Source organism: Paenibacillus thiaminolyticus, from assembly GCF_003591545.1.
In the GTDB taxonomy this organism is placed as follows: domain Bacteria; phylum Bacillota; class Bacilli; order Paenibacillales; family Paenibacillaceae; genus Paenibacillus_B; species Paenibacillus_B thiaminolyticus_A.
Window position 1 is genome coordinate 199457 of record NZ_QYZD01000003.1, and the last position, 24051, is coordinate 223507.

General features: G+C 51.1%; 20 protein-coding genes and 1 pseudogene. 13 read left to right on the forward strand and 8 right to left on the reverse strand.

Annotated elements, in window-relative coordinates; all coding sequences use genetic code 11:
• Positions 1 to 336 precede the first annotated feature (336 nt).
• A complete protein-coding gene (locus tag DQX05_RS05895; protein WP_119791731.1) occupies positions 337 to 1077 on the forward strand; it encodes an acyl-[acyl-carrier-protein] thioesterase in 741 nt (246 codons plus the stop codon).
• 246 nt (positions 1078 to 1323) lie between these two features.
• Positions 1324 to 2475: a phosphodiester glycosidase family protein gene (locus DQX05_RS05900; RefSeq protein WP_119791733.1), complete on the forward strand. Its 1152-nt coding sequence runs from the start codon at positions 1324 to 1326 to the stop codon at positions 2473 to 2475.
• Between the two features lie 97 nt (positions 2476 to 2572).
• Here DQX05_RS05900 and DQX05_RS30240 read toward each other — a convergent pair whose 3' ends face one another.
• Positions 2573 to 2752, reverse strand: coding sequence for a hypothetical protein (locus tag DQX05_RS30240; RefSeq protein ID WP_147385158.1), 180 nt, complete (start codon positions 2750 to 2752; stop codon positions 2573 to 2575).
• Between the two features lie 131 nt (positions 2753 to 2883).
• Between DQX05_RS30240 and DQX05_RS31700 the strand changes: the two genes are divergently transcribed.
• The 3 genes from DQX05_RS31700 (at position 2884) to DQX05_RS05920 (ending at position 6447) form a co-directional block, all read left to right on the forward strand.
• A complete protein-coding gene (locus tag DQX05_RS31700; protein ID WP_259391806.1) occupies positions 2884 to 3447 on the forward strand; it encodes a hypothetical protein in 564 nt (187 codons plus the stop codon).
• Between the two features lie 59 nt (positions 3448 to 3506).
• A complete protein-coding gene (locus tag DQX05_RS05915; protein ID WP_259391807.1) occupies positions 3507 to 3752 on the forward strand; it encodes an S-layer homology domain-containing protein in 246 nt (81 codons plus the stop codon).
• A 301-nt stretch (positions 3753 to 4053) separates the two neighbouring features.
• Positions 4054 to 6447, forward strand: a complete 2394-nt coding sequence (locus DQX05_RS05920) for a vegetative insecticidal protein Vip3A family protein (protein WP_119791737.1) — start codon at positions 4054 to 4056, stop codon at positions 6445 to 6447.
• 447 nt (positions 6448 to 6894) lie between these two features.
• Here the strand turns inward: DQX05_RS05920 and DQX05_RS31705 are convergent, their stop codons facing one another.
• Entirely contained in the window at positions 6895 to 7020 is a 126-nt protein-coding gene (locus DQX05_RS31705; protein ID WP_259391808.1) for a hypothetical protein, read from the reverse strand.
• A gap of 288 nt (positions 7021 to 7308) precedes the next feature.
• Complete coding sequence (locus DQX05_RS05925; RefSeq protein WP_119791739.1) at positions 7309 to 8145, reverse strand: helix-turn-helix transcriptional regulator; 837 nt, start codon at positions 8143 to 8145, stop codon at positions 7309 to 7311.
• A gap of 128 nt (positions 8146 to 8273) precedes the next feature.
• Here DQX05_RS05925 and fabF point away from each other — a divergent pair.
• The 5 genes and pseudogenes from fabF (at position 8274) to DQX05_RS05950 (ending at position 14980) form a co-directional block, all read left to right on the forward strand.
• Positions 8274 to 9514, forward strand: a pseudogene (gene fabF / locus DQX05_RS05930) (beta-ketoacyl-ACP synthase II).
• 398 nt (positions 9515 to 9912) lie between these two features.
• Positions 9913 to 11628, forward strand: a complete 1716-nt coding sequence (locus DQX05_RS05935; RefSeq protein ID WP_119791740.1) for an ABC transporter ATP-binding protein — start codon at positions 9913 to 9915, stop codon at positions 11626 to 11628.
• Between the two features lie 360 nt (positions 11629 to 11988).
• Positions 11989 to 12585 (forward strand): ECF transporter S component, encoded by a 597-nt coding sequence (locus tag DQX05_RS05940; RefSeq protein ID WP_119791742.1) that lies wholly within the window; start codon positions 11989 to 11991, stop codon positions 12583 to 12585.
• 65 nt (positions 12586 to 12650) lie between these two features.
• Positions 12651 to 14192, forward strand: a complete 1542-nt coding sequence (locus tag DQX05_RS05945) for an ABC transporter ATP-binding protein (protein ID WP_259391809.1) — start codon at positions 12651 to 12653, stop codon at positions 14190 to 14192.
• The gene (locus DQX05_RS05950; RefSeq protein ID WP_119791746.1) at positions 14189 to 14980 is read left to right on the forward strand and encodes an energy-coupling factor transporter transmembrane component T family protein; all 792 of its coding nucleotides are present in this window, start codon (positions 14189 to 14191) and stop codon (positions 14978 to 14980) included. The genes DQX05_RS05945 and DQX05_RS05950 overlap by 4 nt, the downstream gene beginning before the upstream one ends.
• Before the next feature lie 37 nt (positions 14981 to 15017).
• Here the strand turns inward: DQX05_RS05950 and DQX05_RS05955 are convergent, their stop codons facing one another.
• Both DQX05_RS05955 and DQX05_RS05960 read right to left on the reverse strand, forming a co-directional pair.
• Positions 15018 to 15284 carry a hypothetical protein gene (locus DQX05_RS05955; protein WP_119791748.1) on the reverse strand — a complete coding sequence of 89 codons (267 nt, stop codon included), beginning with the start codon at positions 15282 to 15284 and terminating at the stop codon, positions 15018 to 15020.
• Positions 15285 to 15464: 180 nt separating this feature from the next.
• The gene (locus DQX05_RS05960; protein ID WP_119791750.1) at positions 15465 to 15962 is read right to left on the reverse strand and encodes a winged helix-turn-helix domain-containing protein; all 498 of its coding nucleotides are present in this window, start codon (positions 15960 to 15962) and stop codon (positions 15465 to 15467) included.
• 890 nt (positions 15963 to 16852) lie between these two features.
• On the opposite strand from DQX05_RS05960, the gene DQX05_RS05970 reads away from it, so the two are divergent.
• Positions 16853 to 17131 carry a hypothetical protein gene (locus tag DQX05_RS05970; protein WP_119791752.1) on the forward strand — a complete coding sequence of 93 codons (279 nt, stop codon included), beginning with the start codon at positions 16853 to 16855 and terminating at the stop codon, positions 17129 to 17131.
• Between the two features lie 93 nt (positions 17132 to 17224).
• Here DQX05_RS05970 and DQX05_RS05975 read toward each other — a convergent pair whose 3' ends face one another.
• A complete protein-coding gene (locus DQX05_RS05975) occupies positions 17225 to 18001 on the reverse strand; it encodes an HAD-IIB family hydrolase (RefSeq protein WP_119791754.1) in 777 nt (258 codons plus the stop codon).
• A gap of 561 nt (positions 18002 to 18562) precedes the next feature.
• On the opposite strand from DQX05_RS05975, the gene DQX05_RS05980 reads away from it, so the two are divergent.
• The gene (locus DQX05_RS05980; protein WP_259391811.1) at positions 18563 to 20392 is read left to right on the forward strand and encodes a sensor histidine kinase; all 1830 of its coding nucleotides are present in this window, start codon (positions 18563 to 18565) and stop codon (positions 20390 to 20392) included.
• Positions 20393 to 20442: 50 nt separating this feature from the next.
• On the opposite strand, the gene DQX05_RS05985 is transcribed toward DQX05_RS05980, so the two are convergent.
• Positions 20443 to 20685, reverse strand: a complete 243-nt coding sequence (locus DQX05_RS05985) for an NHLP leader peptide family RiPP precursor (protein ID WP_119791758.1) — start codon at positions 20683 to 20685, stop codon at positions 20443 to 20445.
• Between the two features lie 72 nt (positions 20686 to 20757).
• Positions 20758 to 21693: a methionine synthase I gene (locus DQX05_RS05990; protein ID WP_119791760.1), complete on the reverse strand. Its 936-nt coding sequence runs from the start codon at positions 21691 to 21693 to the stop codon at positions 20758 to 20760.
• A 254-nt stretch (positions 21694 to 21947) separates the two neighbouring features.
• Here DQX05_RS05990 and DQX05_RS05995 point away from each other — a divergent pair, with 254 nt between their 5' ends.
• Positions 21948 to 23849 carry a sensor histidine kinase gene (locus tag DQX05_RS05995; RefSeq protein WP_119791761.1) on the forward strand — a complete coding sequence of 634 codons (1902 nt, stop codon included), beginning with the start codon at positions 21948 to 21950 and terminating at the stop codon, positions 23847 to 23849.
• Positions 23850 to 24051 lie beyond the last annotated feature (202 nt).

The following is a 24051-nucleotide window of genomic DNA, read 5'->3' on the forward strand; positions in this document are numbered from 1 at the left end:
CCGGAACGTTGTCCTACCTCCACGTTATCCGGTTCCCGCTCAGAAGTAAAGGGAGTCCGGATAGGATTTTAGGGCGTAGGGCAACACTCTGTCGAGGAATATGTTTATAGTAACATATGAAAGCAATGATGTGCATCGCATAAAAAACGCCCCGAAACCTATTGGTTCCGAAGGCGGTGGATCTCTAATTCATGTTGAGCCGTCATCGCGGCCCCGTCCCGAGCTATGCATTTCCCTCCTGCCATCCGCTTGAGGTACAATAAAGCTGTTCTACAATAAAGCTGTTCCACTCGCGCAGGCGAGGAAGGCTCAACGGAGACAAGGAGATGTTCGGATATGGGAGTACAGTGGCGCGAGAAGCATTACATACATTCGGACAATTGTGATTATAAGAAGCAGTGCAAGCTGTCGACGCTGCTCGAATGGATGCAGCGGGCGGGCGATGCGCAGCTTGGGCACTACGGGGTCTCGTTGGACGAGATGATCAGGCAGGGCATGGCGTGGATGCTGGTTACAATCGATTTGGAATGGAAAAGGCTTCCCGTCTACGGTGATACGATCGAGATCGTGACATGGAACCGGGGGGCGAGCGGCGTTCAGTGGCAGCGCGACTTCCGCATTTATGGTCCGGATAGCGCGGACTGGATAGCGCAGGCCCGGACTTCGTGGGTGCTTGTCGATCTGAACAAGCGCCGCATTCTTCGCGCATCGGCCTGTCCTTATGACCTGCCGGTCCATCCCGATGGTTGCGTAGGCGTCATGCCGCGCAAGGTCGAGGTTCCGGCCCAGCTTAAGCAGGAACATGCCTATGATATGACGGTGCGGCTAAGCAGCATCGATATGAACGGGCATCTGAACAATGCGCGTTTTGGCGATATTTGCCTCGATGCGATGCAGCCAGAGGAACTGGAACGGGGGCTGTCCCGCTTCCGCATCACGTATCACCGGGAAGCCGTCCTGAGCGACAAGATTGCAGTCATCCGCTCGGCATGGCAGGATGGTCACTGCTTCATCAGCGGGATATCCGATGAAGGCACGGCGTATTTCGATGCGGTGATTTGCCGCGGATTGGGATGAAATGCAAAGGAACGAAGTGGAATAGACAGCAACGGACAGGAGTGAATGTAGACTCCTGTTTTCTTTTTTATTCAGGAAATAAGACATCGGTCAAAAAGGCTGTAAAAATAAGGTTTGTGGGTAAAACGTCCTATATGGTAACATTTACACGGTTAATCAAATGGAGAAGGCAGGGACGGGGGAAACCGATGCCGGGGCCCGGTACTCTGCCAGGATATTCAACAGAGGAGAATGGGAGCAAAGAGAATGAAGAAGAGAGCAATCATGGCAGTGCTGGGGGTAGTATTCCTCGCGGCGGTCTTGGGCCAGCATGGCGAGACTCAGGCCGCGGGGCGCAGCGTCGGGTATATGGATACGGCGGCGAACCGCACCTACGTGCCGATTCGTTACTTGAGCGAGCAATTGAAATATCAAGTGAAATGGGACAAGGCGGCCCAGCGAATCGATGTGCGCGCGGATGAGGACACGTTGTCTTTGACGGTCGGGAGCAAGAAGGCGCAGGTGAATGGCGCGGTGAAGCAGATGGATGCGGCGCCTTTTGTCGAGGGAGGGACGACCTATGTGCCGATTCGCTTCGTCGGAGAAGCGATGAAGCTCCAGTTTAAGTGGGACAAGGCGGCCTCCGCGCTCGTGTTCGATACGGCTAAAGGGAAGCAAAAGCTCCCGGTCGTCTCCATGGAGCGATTGAACCGTGCCGTGGCTCCCATGGAACAGAAGCAGAAAACGTTCACTGTCGGCAAGAAGCGGATGTCGGCTTCGATCGTGGAGATCGATCTGCTTCATCCGAAGATCCGCCTAGATGTGGCGGTGGCTGGAGGCAAGATCGGCTCCGTGGACAGTTTGAAGCATATGGCAGATACCAGCAAAGCGGCGGTGGCGATGAACGGGACGTTTTTCGATGCATATACGAAGACGAGCTATAAGGCTCCGTACGGCCATATCGTGAAAAAGGGCGAATTGGTGCATCCAAGTCCGGCCGACCGCCGAACCGTGCTCCTATTCACGAAGGACAACGAGGTGGAGTTCGTGCAGGGCAAGGAATTCCCGCAGCGATTCGAGGAAGGCGATGTGGAAGGAGCACTTCAGGCGGGACCACGCCTGGTGACGAACGGTCAGGTCAGCGTCGATCCGGTGCCGGAAGGCTTCAATGATCCGAAAATATTGACGAACAGCGGCGCGCGCAGCGCTGTCGGCGTCACGTCGGACCATAAGCTGATTCTGCTGACGACTTCCGGGGCCACGATTCCGGAGCTCGCTCAGATGATGAAGCAGGCAGGCGCGCAGCAAGCGATGAACCTGGATGGCGGGGCATCAAGCGGGCTGTATTACAAAGGCAAATATATTACATCTCCCGGCCGGGAAATCAGCAACGCGCTGCTCGTCCATCACGGCAACTGATACAGAACCGGGAGGCATGAACGCGTTGGCGGATTCCTGCCGCGGGTTCACAACGGACAAGGCCCACGCCGAGCGAGCGTGGGCCTTGCTGTGTATGCTAGGAGCCGGTCGTCACGAATATGCCGAGCGGCGTATTCGATTCACCGGCGGTCATGAGGGAGAAGGTGAAGGTGGACAGGCCTTCCGGCCTCATATTCGGCGATCCGGCATGCATCCTTATTCGTTGGCAGCGCTGGTATACGGAATACCTCCCCGCCGAGCCGAACGGCGCCGGCATATTTTCCCCCGCGCGGATTGACCCACATGTGGACCTTGGCCGGAGCACCCGTCTCGTTCCGGATCGGAAGGCTTGCCGTGTAGATCGCGCCGAATTGGGCGATATTGTTCACCGTTCCGCTTGGATGCGGATTGATTCTCCAGGGTCAGGCCCAACCGCAACAGCTGGCCGGTCTGATTGATATGCCAGCCCATCACCCGGTGCTTCACCTCATTCTCGCCGCTCTGGACGACATCATGCCAGAGCGTCCCATTTGCCTCGGGGAAGCTGGCGGCATCGAGCACCTCCGGATTATCGCTCAGCATCAGTCTGCGGCGGCTTCCTGGTGCCGCGGCTGCAACTTCTTGGAATGGATAAGCCGCGTCGAACTGGCCGACCTGTATTGGGAATTGGCTCCGGCACGCGGCGTCGTCGTCGATCCAGCGGTCGCCTGTGTACAGTTGTATCGAGACGGGCACAGTGCTGCAGGAATTGATAAAACGTACCATAACCCATGCGGGCTCAAGATCACCGCGGGCGGCGGCGATACGCAGGCCAGCCCGAACAAGAAATTTTCCAGTTGGCGGGAAGGAGTCACGGCCCACCTCTATCACCTTGCGCTATATGCCGGGGCGAGCGGATATCCGAAAAAGGATACACCAGATTCGCGGCATTTCGCGTACTTGCATGGCACAGCCAAGACGGTGAGGAATTAGGCGCCATCTGAATCATATGGACACAAATTAGTACAATATTTAGAGGAGAGATGAATGCAATGGAAAAACCGAAGCAGCAGGATTATGAAGGGCATTGGGCCGAGGCGTCGATCCGAAGAGTGATGGACGCGAGGATCATGAACGGCCGGGGGAATGGATTTGCGCCTAACGAACCGATTACTCGGGCAGAGATTGCCGTGGTGGCGGACAGACTGTTGAAGCAGATGGGGAAATATGGGCTTGGCCGAGTATGCTGCTTGTTGCTGATAAGAGCCGTGGAATCATTCTTGTGGCTCTCACCTTGAAAAAAGAGAATTTATTAGAGCGAAATGAAGCGTGGTAATATCATACCCAAAAAACCTTGAAAAGGCACGGATCCAATTAAGGTTTTTCAAAATTGCCCATCGAGCTCTCTTAATGGGGAACAAACTAAACATATTTTCCTTTATGGCTGAAAATATTTATAAGTTCTCAGGTAGATTTGTAAGTATGCTTTTATTGTAGTCGAAAGGAGGTAGAATGCGATGGATTAAAGGGTATCGGGAATGAGCAATTTGATAATGTTCTAGGTAAAGATTTAATTTATACACAAAGAGGAGGATACTTATGAAGCAAAATAATAATCTAAGTGTAAGAGCCTTACCAAGTTTTATTGATGTTTTTAATGGAATTTATGGTTTTGCCACTGGTATTCAAGATATTTTTAACATGATTTTTGGAACAGATACAGGTGATCTAACACTGGAAGAAGTTTTAAAAAATCAAGATTTACTTTATGATATTTCTGGTAAACTTGAGGGGATTAGTGGAGACCTAAGTGAGATTATTGCGCAGGGAAATTTGAATACAGAATTAGCTAAGGAATTGCTGAAAATTGCTAATGAGCAGAACAACGTATTAACTGATGTTAATAACAAACTTAATGCGATAAATTCGATGCTCCACATCTATCTTCCTAAAATTACAAATATGTTAAGCGATGTTATGAAACAAAATTATGCTCTGAGTCTTCAAATAGAATATCTCAGTAAACAACTACAGGAGATTTCAGATAAACTTGATGTTATTAATTTAAATGTACTCATCAACTCTACACTCACAGAAATCACTCCTGCATATCAACGTCTTAAATATGTAAACGAAAAATTTGATGACTTAACTCTTGCTACAGAAAAAACTCTAAGAGCAAAGAAAGGTAGCTTTAACGAAGATATTTTTGATAATGATACTCTTGAAAATCTAACTGAGCTAACAGAACTAGCGAAAAGTGTAACAAAAAATGACGTGGATAGTTTCGAGTTTTATCTCCATACATTCCATGATGTATTGATTGGCAATAATTTATTTGGTCGTTCGGCTTTAAAAACAGCTGCAGAATTGATTACTAAAGACGAGATAAAGACGAGTGGAAGTGAGATAGGAAAAGTTTATAGTTTCTTAATTGTACTAACTTGTCTACAAGCAAAAGCCTTTCTCACTTTAACGGCATGCCGAAAATTATTGGGCTTATCAGATATTGATTATACTAATATCCTAAATCAGCATCTAAATGATGAAAAGAATGTATTTCGTGATAACATACTTCCTACACTGTCCAATAAATTTTCTAACCCTAATTATGCAAAAACTACAGGAAGTGATAATTATGCAAAAGTTATTTTAGAAGCTGAACCAGGATATGCTCTAGTTGGATTTGAGATTATCAATGATCCAATCCCGGTATTAAAAGCATATCAAGCTAAGCTAAAACAAAATTATCAAGTTGATCATCAGTCGTTATCAGAGATTGTTTATTTAGATATCAATAAACTATTTTGTCCAAAAAATTCTGAACAAAAATATTATACTAAAAGTCTGACATTTCCTGATGGCTATGTTATTACTAAGATTACCTTTGAAAAAAAGCTGAACAACCTAAGATATGAGGCAACAGCAAATTTTTATGACCCATCTACAGGAGATATTGATTTAAATGAGAAGCAAGTGGAATCTACTTTTGTTCAAGCAGATTATATCTCAATAAATGTTAGTGATGATGATGGTGTTTACATGCCGTTAGGCGTTATCAGCGAAACATTTTTGTCTCCAATTAATAGTTTTGAATTAGAAGTTGACGAGAAATCGAAAATCTTAACTTTAACGTGTAAATCTTATTTACGAGAATATTTATTAGAATCTGATTTAATAAATAAAGAGACAAGCCTCATTGCTCCGCCTAATGTTTTTATTAGTAATATCGTAGAAAATTGGAACATAGAAGCGGATAATCTAGAACCATGGGTAGCAAATAACAAGAATGCATATGTCGACAGTACAGGCGGCATAGAGGGATCTAAAGCTCTATTTACTCAAGGTGATGGGGAATTTTCACAATTTATTGGAAATAAATTAAAATCTAATACAGATTATATGATTCAATATACTGTAAAAGGAAAACCAGCCATTTATTTAAAAAACAAAAATACTGGATATACTATGTACGAAGATACAAACGGTAATTCTGAAGAATTTCAAACTATAGCTGTAAGTTATACTTCAGAAACTGATCCTTCACAAACACATTTAGTTTTTAAAAGTCAAAGTGGCTATGAGGCTTGGGGGGACAACTTTATTATTCTAGAATGTACGGCATTCGAAACTCCAGAAGGTCCAGAATTGATAAAATTTGAAGATTGGATTAGTTTTGGTACTACTTACATTAGAGATGATGTACTTACTATCGATCCAAGTCGTGGAGGTTATTTTAGACAATCTCTTAAATTAGACAGCTATTCAACTTATAATTTGAGCTTTTCTTTTTCTGGATTAAGAGCTAAGGTTACTATAAAAAATTCCCACGGAATAGTATTGTTTGAAAAAGTAAGTCAGCAGTCTTCATATGTAGATATTAGTGAAAGTTTTTCTACCACATCAAATAAAGAAGGATTTTTTATAGAACTAACGGGCGATAGGGGTTTACCGTCGTTCCGTAATTTTTCTATTAAGGAAAAGTTTGAATAAATTTTAGTATTTTTAAATAATATTGTGAATTCTCAAGATATCACAGTTTTATCAGTGAGCATATTCGTTATGAGGTTGATCAGCTTTATCTGGTTGACCTCATTTTTACGAAGAAAATGTCAGCTCATGCATCGGAACGAGAAAGATCTACATAAAGTCCTGAAACATAAATAATGCCCTCCCGTCATCCTACTGGGAAGCGAAAGGGCTAAAAGTCTGCGTTCTCTCTAATTAGGGCTTTGTTAACCTTTTGGAACCGCCGTATGCGGAAATGTACGGTGGTGTGAGCGGATGGGGGCTAGCCGCCCCCTCCGACTCGATTATGATTTCGCCCAATCGAGTAGCATTTCAATGTGTCCGATACTCGCGCCACATATATAGGTGATACCGTAGGGGCCGTAGTATGCCGCAATGAGCATTGTGCCGTATTTCGTTTTGAGCAAAAATTCAAAAGAATAAAAAATGCTCCGACTTTGTTATGATTGAATTAAGGATCTCGCCTTGTTGCAGCTTTATTTCGAGACGACGGACATCCTCGGCTTTCATCGTAGCTTTTAATTCTTCAAGCGTCATAAAAAGCCCTCCTACCGTGACCATATATAATTCGGAAGCAAAACAATACCGCATCCATCTTGCTTGCGGTTAATTCAGGCTGCTTGCATCTCATCATTAGGGTTCGCCTCCATCTCCGTGATTTGCGAAGAGCGCGAATGTGAACCGGATGTAGCGCCAGCCTTTCCCGGCTTCGCGAGATCCGATTCCATGTTGAAATTCACGCCTTCACTGTATAAGGCAATTCGGGACAATGATCTACAACCTGGGTGCGCAAAATTTTTTTCTCTCTCTGCTGCTAGATCCAAATCAGCGGTCCATCAGCTTCACCAGCTTGAATTCGGTGGAGGATTCGGGCGCCGGCGTGTAGATGCTGCAGCGCAGATCGGCGTCGCCCTGCACCTGCAGGGAAGTCAGATGGAACAGCATTTTCCCGGCCCGGGCATGTCTGAACTCAATGACGACCTCCGGGGCGGTGCTTACCTGGCTCTGGTTCCATAACCGCTGGAAGTCCGGGTGAACCTCCTTCATCTCCTCCAGGAAGCGATCATACCATTCATCCTCTACGTACTGGCCGTAATACGCGCGGAAGATCGACAGAAAGCCTTTGACGAAATGCTCCCAGTTGACCGCCAGACTCTGGAATTCCTTGCGCGTGAACAGCAGGCGAATCATATTCCGCTCTTCCGGCGGGATGACGGTGAAATCAAGGAAGACATGGGACGCCGCCTCGTTCCAGCCGACGATATGGCAGCGCCGATCCGACACAATTGTCGGGCAATGCCGCAGCTCCTGCAGTATCCGCTGCAGGGCGGGGCTGATCTGCGGCTCTTCCTCTTCCCGTACGGCGGGGCCGGCCCCTCCCTCCAAGGCCAGCGCATACAAATATTTACGCTCGTCCACGGTCAGCTTCAACGCCTCCGCGATACTGTCCAGCACCGAAGCCGACACTTGAATATCCCGTCCCTGCTCCAGCCAGGTATACCATGTCGTGCTGACGCCTGCCAATTGGGCGACCTCCTCGCGGCGAAGCCCGGGGGTCCGGCGTCGGGTTCCTGCCGGGAGACCTACGGATTGGGGAAGGATCTGCGCCCGCTTGGCGCGCAGGAATTCGGACAGCATTTGCAATCGGGTCGGTGAATTCATCGATGGCACCTCACACTCGCTAATCTGGTACTAACTATACTAGGATAAACAACAACTTGTAATAGGATAATTGCTGTGACAAAATAAATCCGACACGACAACCAGTACGGATGAAGGAGGACATGGATATGGAGAGAGTCGTCATTTCAGGGATGGGAGCCATCACGCCGCTTGGCCAGGATACGGATACCCTATGGTAGGGGCTGATTCGCGGACAATCAGGAATCTCCGCGATCGATGCGTTCGATGCTTCCTCCTGCAAGGTCCGCATTGCGGGCCAGGTGCGGGACTTCGATGCGGAAGCCCGCTTCGGGCGCAAGGAAGCGCGCCGTATGGACCGCTTCACCCAGTTCGCCCTGGCGGCGGCTGAGGAAGCCTACCGCCAAGCGGAGCTCGATCGCTGGAGCGGGCTCGACGGCGAGCGCATGGGCGTCTATGTCGGATCGGGCATCGGCGGCATCCAGACAATGCTGCAGCAGGAGGCAATCCTGCGCGAACGGGGGCCGGATCGGGTCAGTCCGACACTTGTGCCTATGATGATCGCGAATATGGCCGCGGCTCAGATCAGCATCCGGTACGGTGCGCTCGGGGCATCGATGGCGCCGGTTACGGCATGCTCGATCGGGAACACGGCAATCGGGGAAGCGTTCCGCCTCATTCGAGCGGGCGGAGCGGATGTGGTCATGGCCGGTGGAACCGAGGCGGCCCTCACGGACTTGGCGTTGGCCAGCTTCAGCAACGCGACGGCTTTGTCGGCTCGCAATGACGAGCCGGAGCGGGCGAGCCGCCCCTTCGAGCGGGGCGGGACGGATTCGTGATGGCGGAAGGCGCCGGCATCGTCATCCTGGAGTCGCTGACGCATGCGCTGCGCAGAGGAGCGCCGATCTTCGCCGAGGTCATCGGCTATGGAGCAAGCTCTGGCGCGTATCATATGGTGGCGAGCCATCCGGAGGGACGCGGGGCGAGCCAGTCGATGAGATCGGCGCTGCGGGAAGCGGGAATCGCGCCGCAGGAGGTGGGCGTCATCAGCGCTCATGCGACAAGCACTGAGGTAGGCGACCTGTCGGAGACGCGCGCGATTCATGAGGTATTCGGCGAGTATGCCCGCCGTATTCCGGTCACCGCCAACAAATCGATGCTCGGCCATATGCTGGGCGCGTCGGGCGGCGTCGAAGCGATCGCGCTCGTGAAGACGCTGCAGGAAGGCATTGTGCCGCCGACGATCAATCTGGTGGAGCCGGATCCGGCTTGCGACCTCGATTATGTCCCCCATACGGCCCGCCGGATCAAGGCCCGCATCGGCATCTCGAATTCCTTCGGCTTCGGCGGGCATAATGCCGTCATCGCCTTGCAAGCTTACGAAGAGTAGCGGCTGGCGGCCGATCGGGGCGTCTCAGCCGAGCGTTGGAGTGTGAATCGGCCGGCTGGCTGCTCTTAATAAGTAAAATCGCTCGAATCGAGGGCAATCGCGCTGACGGGAATTAAGGGGTAGGCGCAGCCGATCTGGGAACGGGAGAAGGAGTTTCTTCTTTTTTGTAGAATAGTGTTATCTGTGGAGAATGTTGCCACGTGTTATGAGCAGGCGCGTAGCTGCAGCAATTGTTATGGATAACATGGGACATGGGAACACATTCGGCAAAAGCAGAGTCCATTGGAGGCGATTGTGCCCCGGTGGACTTTTCGCATTGTCATTGTCCTGTGCGAGAACGATGCTTCATCCGCCCTGGAGCGCTATTTCTATTTCTATCTGAGAAAAGAGGTACTTCTATGCTTCGCCGTTTTTTTGCTTATTACCAGCCCTATAAATACTTGTTCCTCCTGGATTTCGGCTGCGCGGTTATCGCGGGACTGCTGGAGCTGGGATTCCCGATCGCCGTTAACCAGGTGGTGGACAAGCTGCTGCCGGGCAATGACTGGCCGCTCATCGTCTGGGCCTGCGCCGGGCTGCTGGCCCTCTATCTGCTCACTATGGGGCTGCAGTATATCGTTACCTATTGGGGCCATATGCTCGGCATCAACATCGAGACCGACATGCGCAAAAAGCTGTTCGATCATATTCAGAAGCTCTCGTTCCGCTTCTTCGACAACAACAAGACGGGCCATCTGATGTCCCGCATGAGCAATGATTTGTTCGAGATCGGCGAGATGGCCCATCACGGGCCCGAGGATGTGTTCATCGCGGTGATGACGCTTATCGGCTCGTTCGTGCTGATGCTCACCATCAACTGGAAGCTGGCCTGCCTCACGTTCGCGATTATTCCGTTCCTCATCTGGCTCGTCGTCGTCTGCAACAAGCGGATGACCCGGGCGAATCACCGGATGTTCACCGACATCGCCGATTTCAATGGACGGGTCGAAGACACGTTCGGCGGGATCCGTGTCGTGCAGGCGTTCGCGAACGAAGGCTTCGAGCAGAAGCGCTTCGCCGTCAACAACCAGCGCTTCCGTACGACGAAGCTGATTGCGTACCGGATTATGGCGCTCAACTCGTCGGTCAGCTATATGCTGATGCGGCTCGTCACCGTATTTGTGCTCATCTGCGGCGCGTGGTTCGTCATTCGGGGGGAGCTGTCCTATGGCGAACTGGTCGGCTTCATTTTGCTGACGAACGTGTTCTTCAAGCCGATCGACAAGATCAATGCCGTCATCGAGAGCTATCCGAAGGGGATCGCGGGCTTCAAGCGCTATATGCAAATTCTCGATACGGAGCCGGATGTGAAGGATCTGCCCGATGCGATTGAGGTCGCCCATCTGCGCGGCGATATCCGGTACGAAGGCGTCACCTTTGCCTATGACGGCTTGGCTCCGGTGCTCGAGAATATTGATCTGGCGATCGCGGCCGGGGAGACGGTCGCGTTCGTCGGTCCTTCCGGGGCGGGCAAGACGACGCTGTGCAGCCTGCTGCCGCGCTTCTATGACACCGAAGCGGGCCGCATCACGATCGACGGCATCGATACGCGTGAGATGACGCTTGCTTCGCTGCGCCGGCAGATCGGGATCGTGCAGCAGGATGTGTTCCTGTTCGCGGGCACGCTGCGCGAGAACATTGCCTACGGGAAGCTTGGCGCGAGCGAGGATGAGATAATGGAGGCGGCGCGCCGGGCGCGGCTGGAGGAGTTCATCCGCTCGCAGCCGCTCGGGCTGGACACGGTCGTGGGCGAGCGGGGCGTGAAGCTGTCCGGCGGGCAGAAGCAGCGGCTGGCCATCGCCCGCATGTTCCTCAAAAATCCGCCGATTCTGATTCTGGACGAGGCGACATCCGCGCTGGATACCGAGACCGAAGCGGCCATTCAGCAGTCGCTGGCTGAACTGGCGGCCGGGCGGACGACGCTTATCATCGCCCATCGCCTGGCCACGATTAAGCATGCAGACCGCATCGTCGTCGTTAATGAAGACGGCATCGCCGAGCAGGGGCGGCATGACGAGCTGCTGGCGCTGGACGGCAGCTACAGCCGGCTGCATCACGCCCAGTTCGGGGCATAATTGCCGTCAGGGCCGGCATGGTTGCAGGCACGGGCAACAGTAACCCTAGCGGTGAACGGTGGCGGAAGCCGGCGCCGATTCTTCTTCCCCGCTTGGCCATCCTGCCATTGCCAAGCGGGCAGGAATGCGGTATTATAGGGGCGATTACATATTCATACAAATTCGGGTGCTTGAGGAGTCAGGCTGAGATAGTAGCCAGTATACCGCTACGGACCGTTAATCTGATCTGGATAATGCCAGCGTAGAGAACCATTGTATTTGTCGTGCGATCATGCTTGAAGGATGATCATCGGCTTACTCTACCGTCTGGGTTCCAGACGGTTTTTTTGTATGAACCATGGGATAAGGGAGAGGGTAGCAATGCAAGAACAGGCAAGTGAAAAGAAAGGATTGCGGTTCCAGGACATTCTCATTACCGTCATGATCGGGGTCGTCTTCGGCGTCATCTTCAAGCTGTGGGATAGCGTGTACAGCATCGTGAAGCCGCTGTTCCCGCAGGCGGGGCAATTGACTTACGGCATGTGGTTCATGGCAGGGCCGTTCGCCTACTTGCTCATCCGCAAGCCGGGCGTCTCGCTCATTGCCAGTCTGGCCGCAGCCAATCTGTCGGCCCTGCTCGGGTCGGCATGGGGGCTGGAGACGATCGTGTACGGATTCGTCCAAGGCTTGGCGGCGGAGCTCGTATTCGCCCTGGCGCGTTACCGCCGTGGAGGCGTGGCGATCGCCGGAGCGGCCGGAATCATGTCGGCCGCCGGTTCGTTCCTCGTCGATCTCGGTTACGGCTATGCCGATTACGAGACATGGATGCTTGTGCTGAAATACGGGCTGCGCGTCATCAGCGCCTTCACGTTTGCCGGCATCTTCGCCTATTTCCTGATGCGCGCGCTGGAGGCGACCGGGGTGACCAAGTCGATTCGGCCGGTCGCGAAGGAAGAATACGCAGCTCTGGACCGGTAGGCGCGCAGGACACCGGCTGGCGGTCAGGCCTGCAAGCCGGTCATCAATGGCACAACAACGATGGGGTGTTGGGATTGACACAAGAACAAGCGGCCTCAACCGCGGCCGCGATTACGAATCTAAGATTGAAATTCCCAGGAGAGGCGTCCTTGCTGTTCAAGGACCTCTCCTTCTCCATTGCTGCGGGGGAGAAGGTGCTGCTGCTCGGACCGAGCGGCTGCGGCAAATCGACGCTGCTGCAAGTGCTGAGCGGCATTATGCCGGGGTCGGTGGAAGTGCCGCTCAAATATGAGCAGAGGCAGCTCCCGGATAGCTGGGGCTTCGTGTTCCAGGATCCGGATACCCAGTTCTGCATGCCGTACGTCGATGAGGAATTGGCATTCGTCCTGGAGAATCTGTCGGTTCCGCGGGAGCAGATGGAGCCACGCATGATAAGCATATTGGAGCGGGTCGGGTTGCAGCTGGATGAACTGCATACGCCGATTGCGGCGCTATCGCAGGGCATGAAGCAGCGGCTCGCGCTCGCCTCCGTCCTGCTGCTGGAGCCGGAGGTGCTGTTCCTGGACGAACCTTCGGCTCTGCTCGATCCGGAAGGGACGCAGCAGGTCTGGGATACGGTGAAGGACATCGCCGGCTCGCATACGCTGCTGATCGTGGAGCACAAGCTGGATCTGGTCGCCGATATCGTCGATCGGGTCGTGCTGTTCGACAGCGAGGGTCGCATTATGGCAGAAGGCGAACCGAGTGCTATTTTCACGATGCACAAGGAGAAGCTGATCGAATACGGCATCTGGTATCCGGACGTGTGGCGGGATCATGCGAGGTCGGAGGCGTACCGCGCCATCGCGAGCGCCAAGCGGCGGCAGCGCCAGGCCGAAGCGGCGTCCGCTCTTCGGGCGGAGCCGATCATCGCCTTGCGCGGATTCTCCGGATACCGGGAAGAAGCCGAGGCCATCGTCGTCGAGACGGCCGATGTCTATCCGGCCGAATGGATTGCCATCACGGGCCCGAACGGCGCAGGCAAGAGCACGCTGCTGCTGTCCCTGATGCGGCTGCTTCGCACCAGTGGCTTCTATGTTATCGGGGGACGTCCGGTCCCGGAGCCGAAGCAGCGCGGCTGGTTCCGGAAGGCTCGGCCGGAGCCGCCGGACGAGCTGGCCTTCGTCTTCCAGAACCCGGAGATGCAGTTCCTGAACGATTCCGTCTACGAAGAGCTGGCTTACGGCTTGCGGCTGGCGGAATGGTCTGACGCGGAGATCGAACGGCAGCTGACGGCCTTAATGGCGGCCTTCGATCTGGATATGGGGGCGGGCCGGCATCCGTACCATCTCTCGCTAGGGCAGAAGCGCCGCCTCAGCGTCGCCACCGCCGTCGTGCGGGAGCATCCGGTTCTGCTGCTTGACGAGCCGACCTTCGGCCAAGACGCGAGGAACACGTTCGCGATCCTCGACAAGCTGGAGCGTCTGCGGGCGGCAGGGACGGCCATCGTGATGGTCACGCATGATATGAATATCGTGCGTCACTATGCCGATCGCGTGTGGCAGGTCGAAATGGGCCGACTAACGGTGTTGGATACGAGCAGGGAACGGGAGGCGCAGCTTACATGAATCTACTGACACCGCAGACCGAGACCTGGCTGCATCGCGTCAACCCGGCCTATAAGCTGTTCGTCTTCATGCTGCTGCTTCTTGTCACCTTGCTGAACAGGCAATTCGACTTCGCCTTGAATCAGTTGATTGCCTATACGGCGCTGCTGTTCCTGTTCAGCGGCCACTCCCGGAAGAAAGTGTTGCTGATTACGCTGCCGTTCCTGCTCTTATTCATCTCTTCCGCTTCGACGATGATCTTGTTCGGCAAAGGCGATCATATCTGGTGGTCGTGGGGGCTGATTCGCATCTCCGAAGAGAGCTTCTACCGCGGTCTGATGCTGGGCTGCAAGACGCTGACCTTCGGCATGCTGGGGCTGGCCTTTGCCTTGACGACGAAGCCGATTCAGCTCTTCTACGCCTTGATGCAGCAGTTCCGGCTTCCCGCCAAATACGCCTACAGCTTCATCGCCTCGATTCGGATGCTTCCCGCGGTCTGGGATGATATCCGCACGCGATCTGACGCGCTGACCGTGCGGGGTGCGCGCTATGCCAAGGGAATCAAGGGCATGTACGAGCGGCTGCGCAATTACGCGCTGCCGCTGCTGGCGCAGAGCATCCGCCGGGCCCAGCGCGTCGCTGTCGCGATGGAAGCGAAGCGGTTCCAGATGGGAAAGGCGCGCACGTATTACTATGCGACCCGGTATACCCGTTCCGACATCGGCTTCACGCTCGTGATGCTCGGCCTGATGGCGGCAACGTATTATATGGCGGTCCGGCTGCCGATTGTCGGGTGGGGGCTGGGCTGAGGGCGGGCCTCCCGCCCGCTGCCCATGCCGCTGCCGGCTATCCTTGAAGATCTGACTGCTGGCGTTCCAGCCGGAGGGATGGATTGCGTGCCGCGAAGAACCCCTCCTTCATCGCATCGGTGGCCGGCAAGCTTCGTGAGACGGCATCGAGCGACCAGTAGAGCCCGACGGCCGCCACCGCCAATCCGCAGGAAGCGATGACTCCGGCGCTGGGCAGCAGCGTGCCGAGGCTGCCGCCGAGCAGGCTTCCGATCGGAGAAGCGATTCCGCTTAACCCGGAAGCCGCCGCGAACACAACGCCCAATTGGCGCTGCGGAACGCCTTTTTGAATGACAGTGCCATAAATTCCGGGTCCTCCAATCTGGCTGCTAAAAGCAGGCAGGAGATTAGGTCACTAGGATGCGCCCCGCGAACATAAGCGTGAAATTCCAGTTTTGAAAAATGTCCAATACAATCCCTCCACGTTATGGCACTCGGACGCCAATCAAGACTTCTGCTCCGTTGACACCATCTTCACGCCAATCGCGAATTCTTGACTGTTGTCTTCATGATTGTCCGCCGTTTTCCGCACCCACTGCTCCAGAAAAGAACGAAACTCGGATACAAGCTCCTCCCGCTGCCTGGGTGAGAGATACAACCGGAGGCTGAGCAGGGTACGGGATACGTCATCCAGATCTTGCGCCAATGCCGGATCGTTGAATTGATCGCACTCCGAGCTGTACCATTTGGCCTTCGCTTTGTAGTACTTTTCGATAATCCCGCCCGCTGACTGGGTATCCACGAGATCAATCAGCCCGCCTTCATACAGCTTCTGTATATGGTAGTGAATGCTGCCGGGCGTTTGCTTCAGTTCATCGGCGACCTGCTTCGCTGTCTTGGGCTTGTCTTGAATGGCGGCAATAATCTTGATTCGCTTGGCATTGCCAAGCAGCTTGGATTGTTCGACCGAAATCGGAAGAGAGGACTGCGGTGTTACGTCCATTGGAAGGAACCTCCTTAATGAAATGGAATAGACGAGCAACATATTTATGAAAATCTAATTATTTAGTTCATTCTAAAAAAATAGATCGCATATGCAAAACATACTACCGTACGTGGAACATTTTGTGAATACTGAATTTTTATCAGGAGAAAATCGATGCCTTTTAACGTACCAGTTCATTGCGTTATTGCATTGACTTGAAATATTTATAAGTTCATGATATTTTGAGGTTTGATTATACAAATTAGGGAATGAATTCCTGCTGTTTTCTTGAAGAGAGGGATGCGATGACAAACATTTATTTATGATGAAAAGAAAAAGGAACTTGAAACTTTAATTATTGATTATAGTAAAGCATATTCTGATGGGAACATATATATAAGAGACAATATCGGAAATGTCCTCTACTCTTACGTACTTAATGAAAATGATACTCTTAAAAAGTATCTTTCCACACTTACTGAAGAAATTGAGGAATTACAAAAAATGAAAGAAACAACGGGTTATGAATCTACCTTAGCAAATCGAATCTGTTGGACGTGTACAAAATATGAGGATCGCGGTGATGACTATGATAGCAAATGTTCTTTGTTGATTGGAACAGCATGTTCATTCGGTGACAAAGTACCTATATATGGAAGGGTTTTGTGTGCTGGAGCCTTAATTGTAGGATGTTATATTCCACCATATACGGTTTGTGTTGATGGATACTGGGGAGACACATGCCCCCAAACTGAAATGTAAATATAACGATTAAGAATGAGTAGAAACAGATGTAGTTTCATCTGTTTCTACTCATTCTGTATAATCCACTTATATGTATAAAGGAAGTTGAGTGTATTTTGTAATATTCTAATCTGATAAAATCTTCTTAAATAAGGGAGATGAACATGACCATTAAAGAAGTAGTACAGTCCATTATTATTCACGGCTTTTTAGGTTATTTGTGGATTCTTTTTATCACTCATATCGTAAATGTTGCAAATTCAATGGAATATATGATAACAGGTTCAATTGTCATCCTGGCAGGTACACTTTTGTTTTGGTGGATTATGAAGCGAATTACTCCCTTTCACAGTTATAAATTTACTCACCCAGCCAAAATCGCAGGCACAATCTCCTTTGTATTGGTTGTTTTGCTGCAGGTGTTTGGATTCAACATGGTATAATAACGACCGGAGCTCCTGGAAAGCTGCATGTCAAAGAGACGATCGCAACCGATCGTCTCTTTGGCAGTCTTGTTGATAATACGGCAGCCCGGTTCAGCTCGATGCCAACAATGGATGCCGTGCCGCGAGCTCCTGAATCTTGGCGATAATGCGTGCTTCATCGTCTCCTTGGAGCGGAATGTCTTCTGTTGCATAGGCGGCCAGATCCGGATGATGGCCGATCATGACCGCATGCCCGGCCGCCCGGAACATCGGGATATCATTCGCGTCGTTGCCGAAGGCGATGAAGCTGCCTTCCTTGACGCCGAGGCGTTGGATCGCGTTCCATTTATGAATATTCGGCGGACTGAGATCGATGACGTCCTCATGGCGGTGACGGTGCACGACGACCCCGAGGCGGGACAGCTTCTCCGCCAGACCCTCCATATCGCGAGCAGACAGGATCAGAATTTTCACTATTGTCTTCAGCTCTTCGAGGGCAATGCAGCGCGCCAGCCGGGACGGGTCCAGATTGTTCCGGATCGGATGGTCGTCTGGACCGGTATAAGCATAATCCCAGTCGCTGTCGATGAGGTAGGCCGCATCATGCTCAGCGATAAGCGCGAGCAGTGCCGAAGTTTGCTCTGCCGTGAAGGCTTCGGTCTGCACGACCCGGCCGTTCTTAGAGATCATGGAGCCGTTCCCCCCGATAAGTGAGCCGCCATGGAGAGATTCAGGGAGCACAGGCAGCATATCCCGAATCGGGCGGGCAGAGGCAAAGATCACTTCATGGCCCTTTTGGCCCAAGTCCTCCAGACATTGCACAATCGGGTCCGTCAGCGGCTTCCCGCGGAAGCATATGGTCCCATCCAAGTCAAACACAAATTGCAACAGGATCTCCTCATTTCCACAGATGTATATCTAACATGATGATAGATGTAACATAACGTTTTCTTGAATTTCCCGCTCTCGTCCAGTAGCATAATCATTATCGCAGAAAAGAGTGCTTTTCTCATTTCGTCGGCGACATGATGTGACACGATTCTATCAATAACAACAATCTCATCCTATTAGATAAAGATAACTCCACAAGATAAAACCCGCAGCGTGCCAATCGATCTAGCGTTGCTTCCAGACATAGACATAGATATAGATACGGTCGTTTCCTGCATCTATCAACGGCAAAGGGGAGAATTCTCCTAGTCCATTTCTATTATATATAACGGTGTTTTGGAGAAGAATCCTAGATTAGACGGACAGGCCGTAGAACGTTCGTTATTTGAATATAAGTAAATATTTGAAAATTTAAAGAAGGATTTGGCTCTCTTTTTGTAGAATTATTGCGGAATGGGGTAAAATGGCGAAACCAAGAGAAATGTGTAGGGGTGTGCGATGAGTGTGCGAAGATACATAACGGTCTTCTTCTTATTCCTGGTGCTGTTCGGGTGGCTGATGGACCCTGCCATCGCCCGAGCGGAGCCGGAGCGGGAGAGCATCAAGCTGTACGAATGGGAGATGCTGTGGGAGACGAGTCCTAGGACGTGGGAGGACATCGCTTCTACCCGGGAAGGCTGGGAGAAGGTTGATAGCAGGAAATCGATTCCGAAGCTGCCGGAGGGCGTAACATCGGCATGGATTCGGATTAGGTTGCCGGAATTGAATGAAGATCAACCAGCGCTTTATATTGGGAAGTTGTACGCGAGTACACTTGAAGTATGGGGAACCGACGGCAGAAGGCTGTTCCATGATTCAAGGGATTATTTTCACGATATTTATCATCTCTTTGTCCCACTGGAGCCAGAATACAGTACGATTTTTATTCATGCATCTGCTCACAAGGGAAGAATCGGGATTCAAGTGCCAGTCATGATAGGTGAATATGAACCGCTTCAACTGAAATATGTTAAGGAAGGTTTTTCGGAGATAGTCATTGGCAGCAGCCTGATACTTATTGCTTTCATTATGTTTATATGTGCAATTTTTCTGCGTGGAATCGAGCTGCCAAGCTGGCTATCATTAACGCTTGTTATCTTTTCCCTAGGGATAGTGACGATAACATACTCAAAGTTCACTTATGCGTTTTTCAGAGAGTGGGGGTATTTGAGCGTTAGATTTTTTGATTTAGCAATGATGGTATTGTTTCCTAGCTTGACCTATTTCTTTATGAAATTTTTGGGGAGCGGTCCCTATAAAATAATATTTAGATTTTTTATGTTCCAAGTTTGTTATTCGGTTACCTGGTTCCTTTTATTTTTGTATTTTTTCGAACTCAAGAAGGACGATTCCCATCCGATTTATACGTTATTTTCAATACACATATTTAGTATTTATATGATTGTCCTATTTATTTTCCTGTTGATTTTCTCAATTAGCCATGCCATTCGCAAGAACAAGGATGCAATCTTGTTTACACTTGGTTTCAGCTTGTTTTCTATTATGGCGGTGGGTGAAGTCAGTTGGTACACTTTTATATCGAGGGAATATGAACTACATTTATGGAAGTGGGGGGTTGTCTGTTTTGTTGTCTGTCTCATTCATATACTGGGACGGAGAATAGCAGAAAATCACCGTCGTGTAATTTTTTATGCGAAGGAATTAGAACTATTCAATGGTAAACTTCAGCAGTCAGAGAAGATGGAAATATTAAGCGAGCTTGCCGCATCGGTTGCGCATGAAGTGAGGAATCCGCTGCAGGTGACTCGGGGATTTCTGCAGTTGCTTGGCGAAAAGACGGGAACGAAGGAACAGGAATATCTGAACCTCGCCTTGACCGAGCTTGATCGGGCCTCGGAGATTATTACCGATTTCTTGACGTTCGCGAAGCCGGAGCTGGACGAGATTCATATCCTCGATGTAGCTGATGAGCTGAGGCATATCGAAGGCATCTTGATGCCGATGGCGACAATGCATGGGGGTACGATCGAACTGGATGCTAGTCCAGAGCTCCGGATTCAGGGGAACTCATCCAAGTTCAAGCAAGCCTTTATTAATATGATTAAAAACAGCATTGAGGCGTTCACCGAGAAAGGACTGATTCGGGTCAAGGCTTACGAGCGGAATGAGCAGGTTATTATCTGGATTGAGGATAATGGCATCGGTATGGACGAGGAGGAGCTGAAGCGGCTTGGCGAACCGTACTTTTCGAACAAGACGAAGGGAACCGGGCTTGGGTTGATGGTTACTTTCCGCATCATTGAAGTAATGCAAGGGAAAATGGATATCAAGAGTGAGAAGGGCGTTGGTACCGTCATTACCGTCTCTTTTCCTTCTGTTTCAAGATAAATATAAAAGAAGAGGGCTCCCAGGAGCGCCTCTTCTTTTGCTGTTATTAGTTACCAAATTCCCTTTCTCGCTGTTGAAGAAGTTTTCATAACCTCCGCCGGATTCGGCGGGATGACCAGTACGTACTGATCAGATGTCTCTTGTACCGTAGTCAATTGAACATGGTCTGGAATCGAAACGTCTAATAATTCCTTGATGGCGGACTTCGGATCAGCAAGCAGCTTCTCTTTGAACGTAGCGTCTTCCCATGCTCTTTGCACGAGTTGGTTCATATGCATTTGATTGATAGACATATAATGTATCCCTCCATATTTGTAGAATCAGAAGATTACAGGTTACCATTAATAGATACGGACTTGCCAGTTCTACTTTTCCAAATTAGACAATATATATGAAAATCCGCCCGACATCAGCTTATTTCTTTCTTCATATATGTACTCCGCTTCTTGCCTCAGACTGTCAACCATCGCCTGATGGAAGGCGAGCAGGTGCGGGGAGGCGAAAGACAGCTGCTGGAGCCGGGCATGGTTCTCTGCCGCGATGGCAGCATAGCCCTGCAAGGCGTCGGATACGGTGATGGCCTGGCGCACCTCGTCGGGCATCAGCGGAGCGCCAGGAGGCCGGTTTTTCATGGAGCGTATCCAGGATAATAGACAATTGTAGCTCCCTTCCTGCAAATCCTCCTCCCAGTCCTCTGTATCATCGGACATTTGAAGCGTGACGAGCACAATCTCTACCGCGGCCGTGATCTCGGGCAGCAAATGCTCCGCTCCGCCAAGAAAAGCGGCTCCGACGGCGGACAGCTTGACGGGCGACGCCTTGTGCGCGACCCTAATCCGGTCGCTCAGAAAAAAATCATGCTCCAGCTCCATGCTGACGGCCTCGGCCCATTCGGCGCTGTAGCGGTTGAAGTCATGCCAGAACGGCGAGCAGGCAGGGAATAATTCACGGTAAACCCTTTCATATTCGATGTAGCACAGATGTCCCAGCGCCAACGTCTTATGCCATCCTCCCTGCTCAGGGCTGTCCATGACATCATCGAGCAGGCAATAGTGCAGCATCATGAAGACGCCGGCCAGTCCCAAACGTCGGCAATCGCTTCGCTCCGCCCCGGTTGCCTCCTGCAGCCAGAATGGAAGCAAATAGCAGATATAGTTACTGGACTCAGTCAGCAGCGGGTTGGACTTTTCCAAATAATGAAGCCCCATCTCCTGCAACGGTGCCGGGAATGAGGAGATAAGGCGTGCCGCCTCTGTAAATATCGCCTCCATATCCTTCTTATAGTCGTCGAACCATTCCATATTACTGTCCTCCTGAGTCGAAATCGGGCCTTCTCCTAGATCTACTGCGACAAAATTCCTGCATTCTTAGTACCTATTATAGGAGCCATCGCTCATCGGAGCAACAACATAAGAAACAGAATGTCAAAAAACAAAAGCCGGGCAAGGGATTCATGGCGGATAGAGCAGGAAATTAGCGATAACTGTCGAATTAGTGCCAGTGTAGGATTGCGGTTCACGATCTCATTACATATTGGAACGGACAGAGGTGCCTCATGAGAACAATTTTTAAATATTCGACGGTATCGTTCCTGCTTCTCATGGCGGCCTTTCTTCTATACCCTTCTCTTCTGCGGGCGGAAGCGGAGCAGGGGGAATTGCGGTTGACGCAATGGCAGGTGCTGTGGGAGACGTCGGCCCGTGATTGGCAGGACATTTCCTCCATGGATGTGGGCTGGACAGATGTCGATATTCGGGAAGACGGGCCCGATAAGCCCGAAGGGGTTCAGTCGGCCTGGCTCCGGTTAACGCTGCCGCCGCTGCAGTGGGACAAGCCCGGGCTCTGGATTGAACAAGTATATGCCTACGAAGTAGAGGCATTTTCGGAAGAAGGGCGAAGACTGTTCCGTTCTTCGCGGCTGTTCTCCTTCGATATGAATCCGGTGCTTATTGGGCTGGATTCCAGCGAAGAGGAGCAGGTACTGTATCTTCATGTCAAGACCCTTGCAAGACAGTTGGGCATTCATGACACGATTAGGATCGGAGACTATCAAGAGCTGCTTCCCGAGTATGTCAAGCAAGGACTCGTCAATGTCGTCATGGGGAGCGCCCTCATACTTATTGCGGTGGTCATGCTTATTTGTACGCTGTTCCTCCGGAACATATTTTTCTCAAGCTGGTTGGCACTCTGCGTTCTTATTCTATGCGCGGGGATTATGATTTTTACGTATTCATCGTTCACCTATACGTTTTTTATCCATACCGAAGTATGGTCGCTCGTTATTTATGATTTTGCGATGCTGGTCTTTTTTTCGCTGCTTACCTATTATTTCGAGATGACGTTCGGTCCGGGCCCATATTGGATTATCCGCAGGCTCCGGCAGTTCCAGACCGCGTATTCGATTCTATCTCTGGCTGTTCTGCTCCTTAATATTTTGGCGGATAACCGCTTTTATGATATGTACTATTTCCTGTCGGAACGCGTGCTCGGCTTCCTAATTCTGATTCAGTTCGTCGTGCTGATCTCGGCGTCCATCCGCTATGCGTTCCACAAAGATAAAGACGCCATTCTGTTCTGCGTCGGATTTGTCGCCTTTGCGCTGATTACCGTATGCGAATTAATCTGGTTCCTGCTTCATCCCGTCTATTATTATATGGTGTACTGGAAATGGGGGATCCTGCTGTTCGTCGTGGCCCTTATCATTATTTTGGGCCGCAAAATCGCGCGCAATCACGAGCAGGTCGTTCAATATTCGAAGGAGCTGGAGCTGTACAACCACCGGCTTCAACGTTCGGAGAAGATGGAGATCATTAGCGAGCTGGCCGCTTCCGTCGCTCATGAAGTACGGAATCCGCTGCAGGTAACGCGGGGCTTCCTCCAACTGCTGGAGAAGCAGTCCGGTTCGAAGGAGAAGGAGTATTATCATTTGGCGCTAACCGAACTGGATCGGGCCTCCGGCATTATTACCGATTTCCTCACCTTCGCGAAGCCCGAGCTGAATGAACTCGCCCTGCTGAATGTGCGGGAGGAATTGGAGCATGTCCAAGGGGTTCTCCTGCCACTGGCCAACATGCAGGGGGCGAAGATTACGCTCGACGTGATGCCCGATCTCACGATTGAAGGGAATTCGTCCAAGTTCAAGCAGGCATTTATCAATCTGGTCAAGAACAGCATTGAGGCTCTGAACAGCAGCGGTTGGATCCGGATTGCCGCTCATAAGCAGGACGGGCAGATTATCATCCGGATTCGGGACAACGGGGTAGGAATGAACAAGAAGGAGCTGTCGCGGTTGGGCGAGCCTTATTACTCCAACAAGACGAAGGGTACCGGCCTGGGACTGATGGTGACCTTCCGCATCATTGAAGTGATGCAGGGCAAGCTGGAATTCCACAGCGAGAAAGGCGTCGGAACCGAGGTTACCGTAACTTTTCCCGCCGTGGAGAAGGAACAGAACTAACAATGAGAGGCTGTACCATTTGTAATGTACAAGGATGCGGGAGAAGACCGGACTACAGAGAATATAGAGGCGGAAAGACAGCGGCGGGGAAAGCTGTAGGAAAAGCGCTGGAAAAAGCGGCGGAAAAGTGTCGGAAGATGGATAATGCCGTGAAAACAGATGGCTGATGCCGTGAAATGCTGCGTCAATGCAGGAATTTACG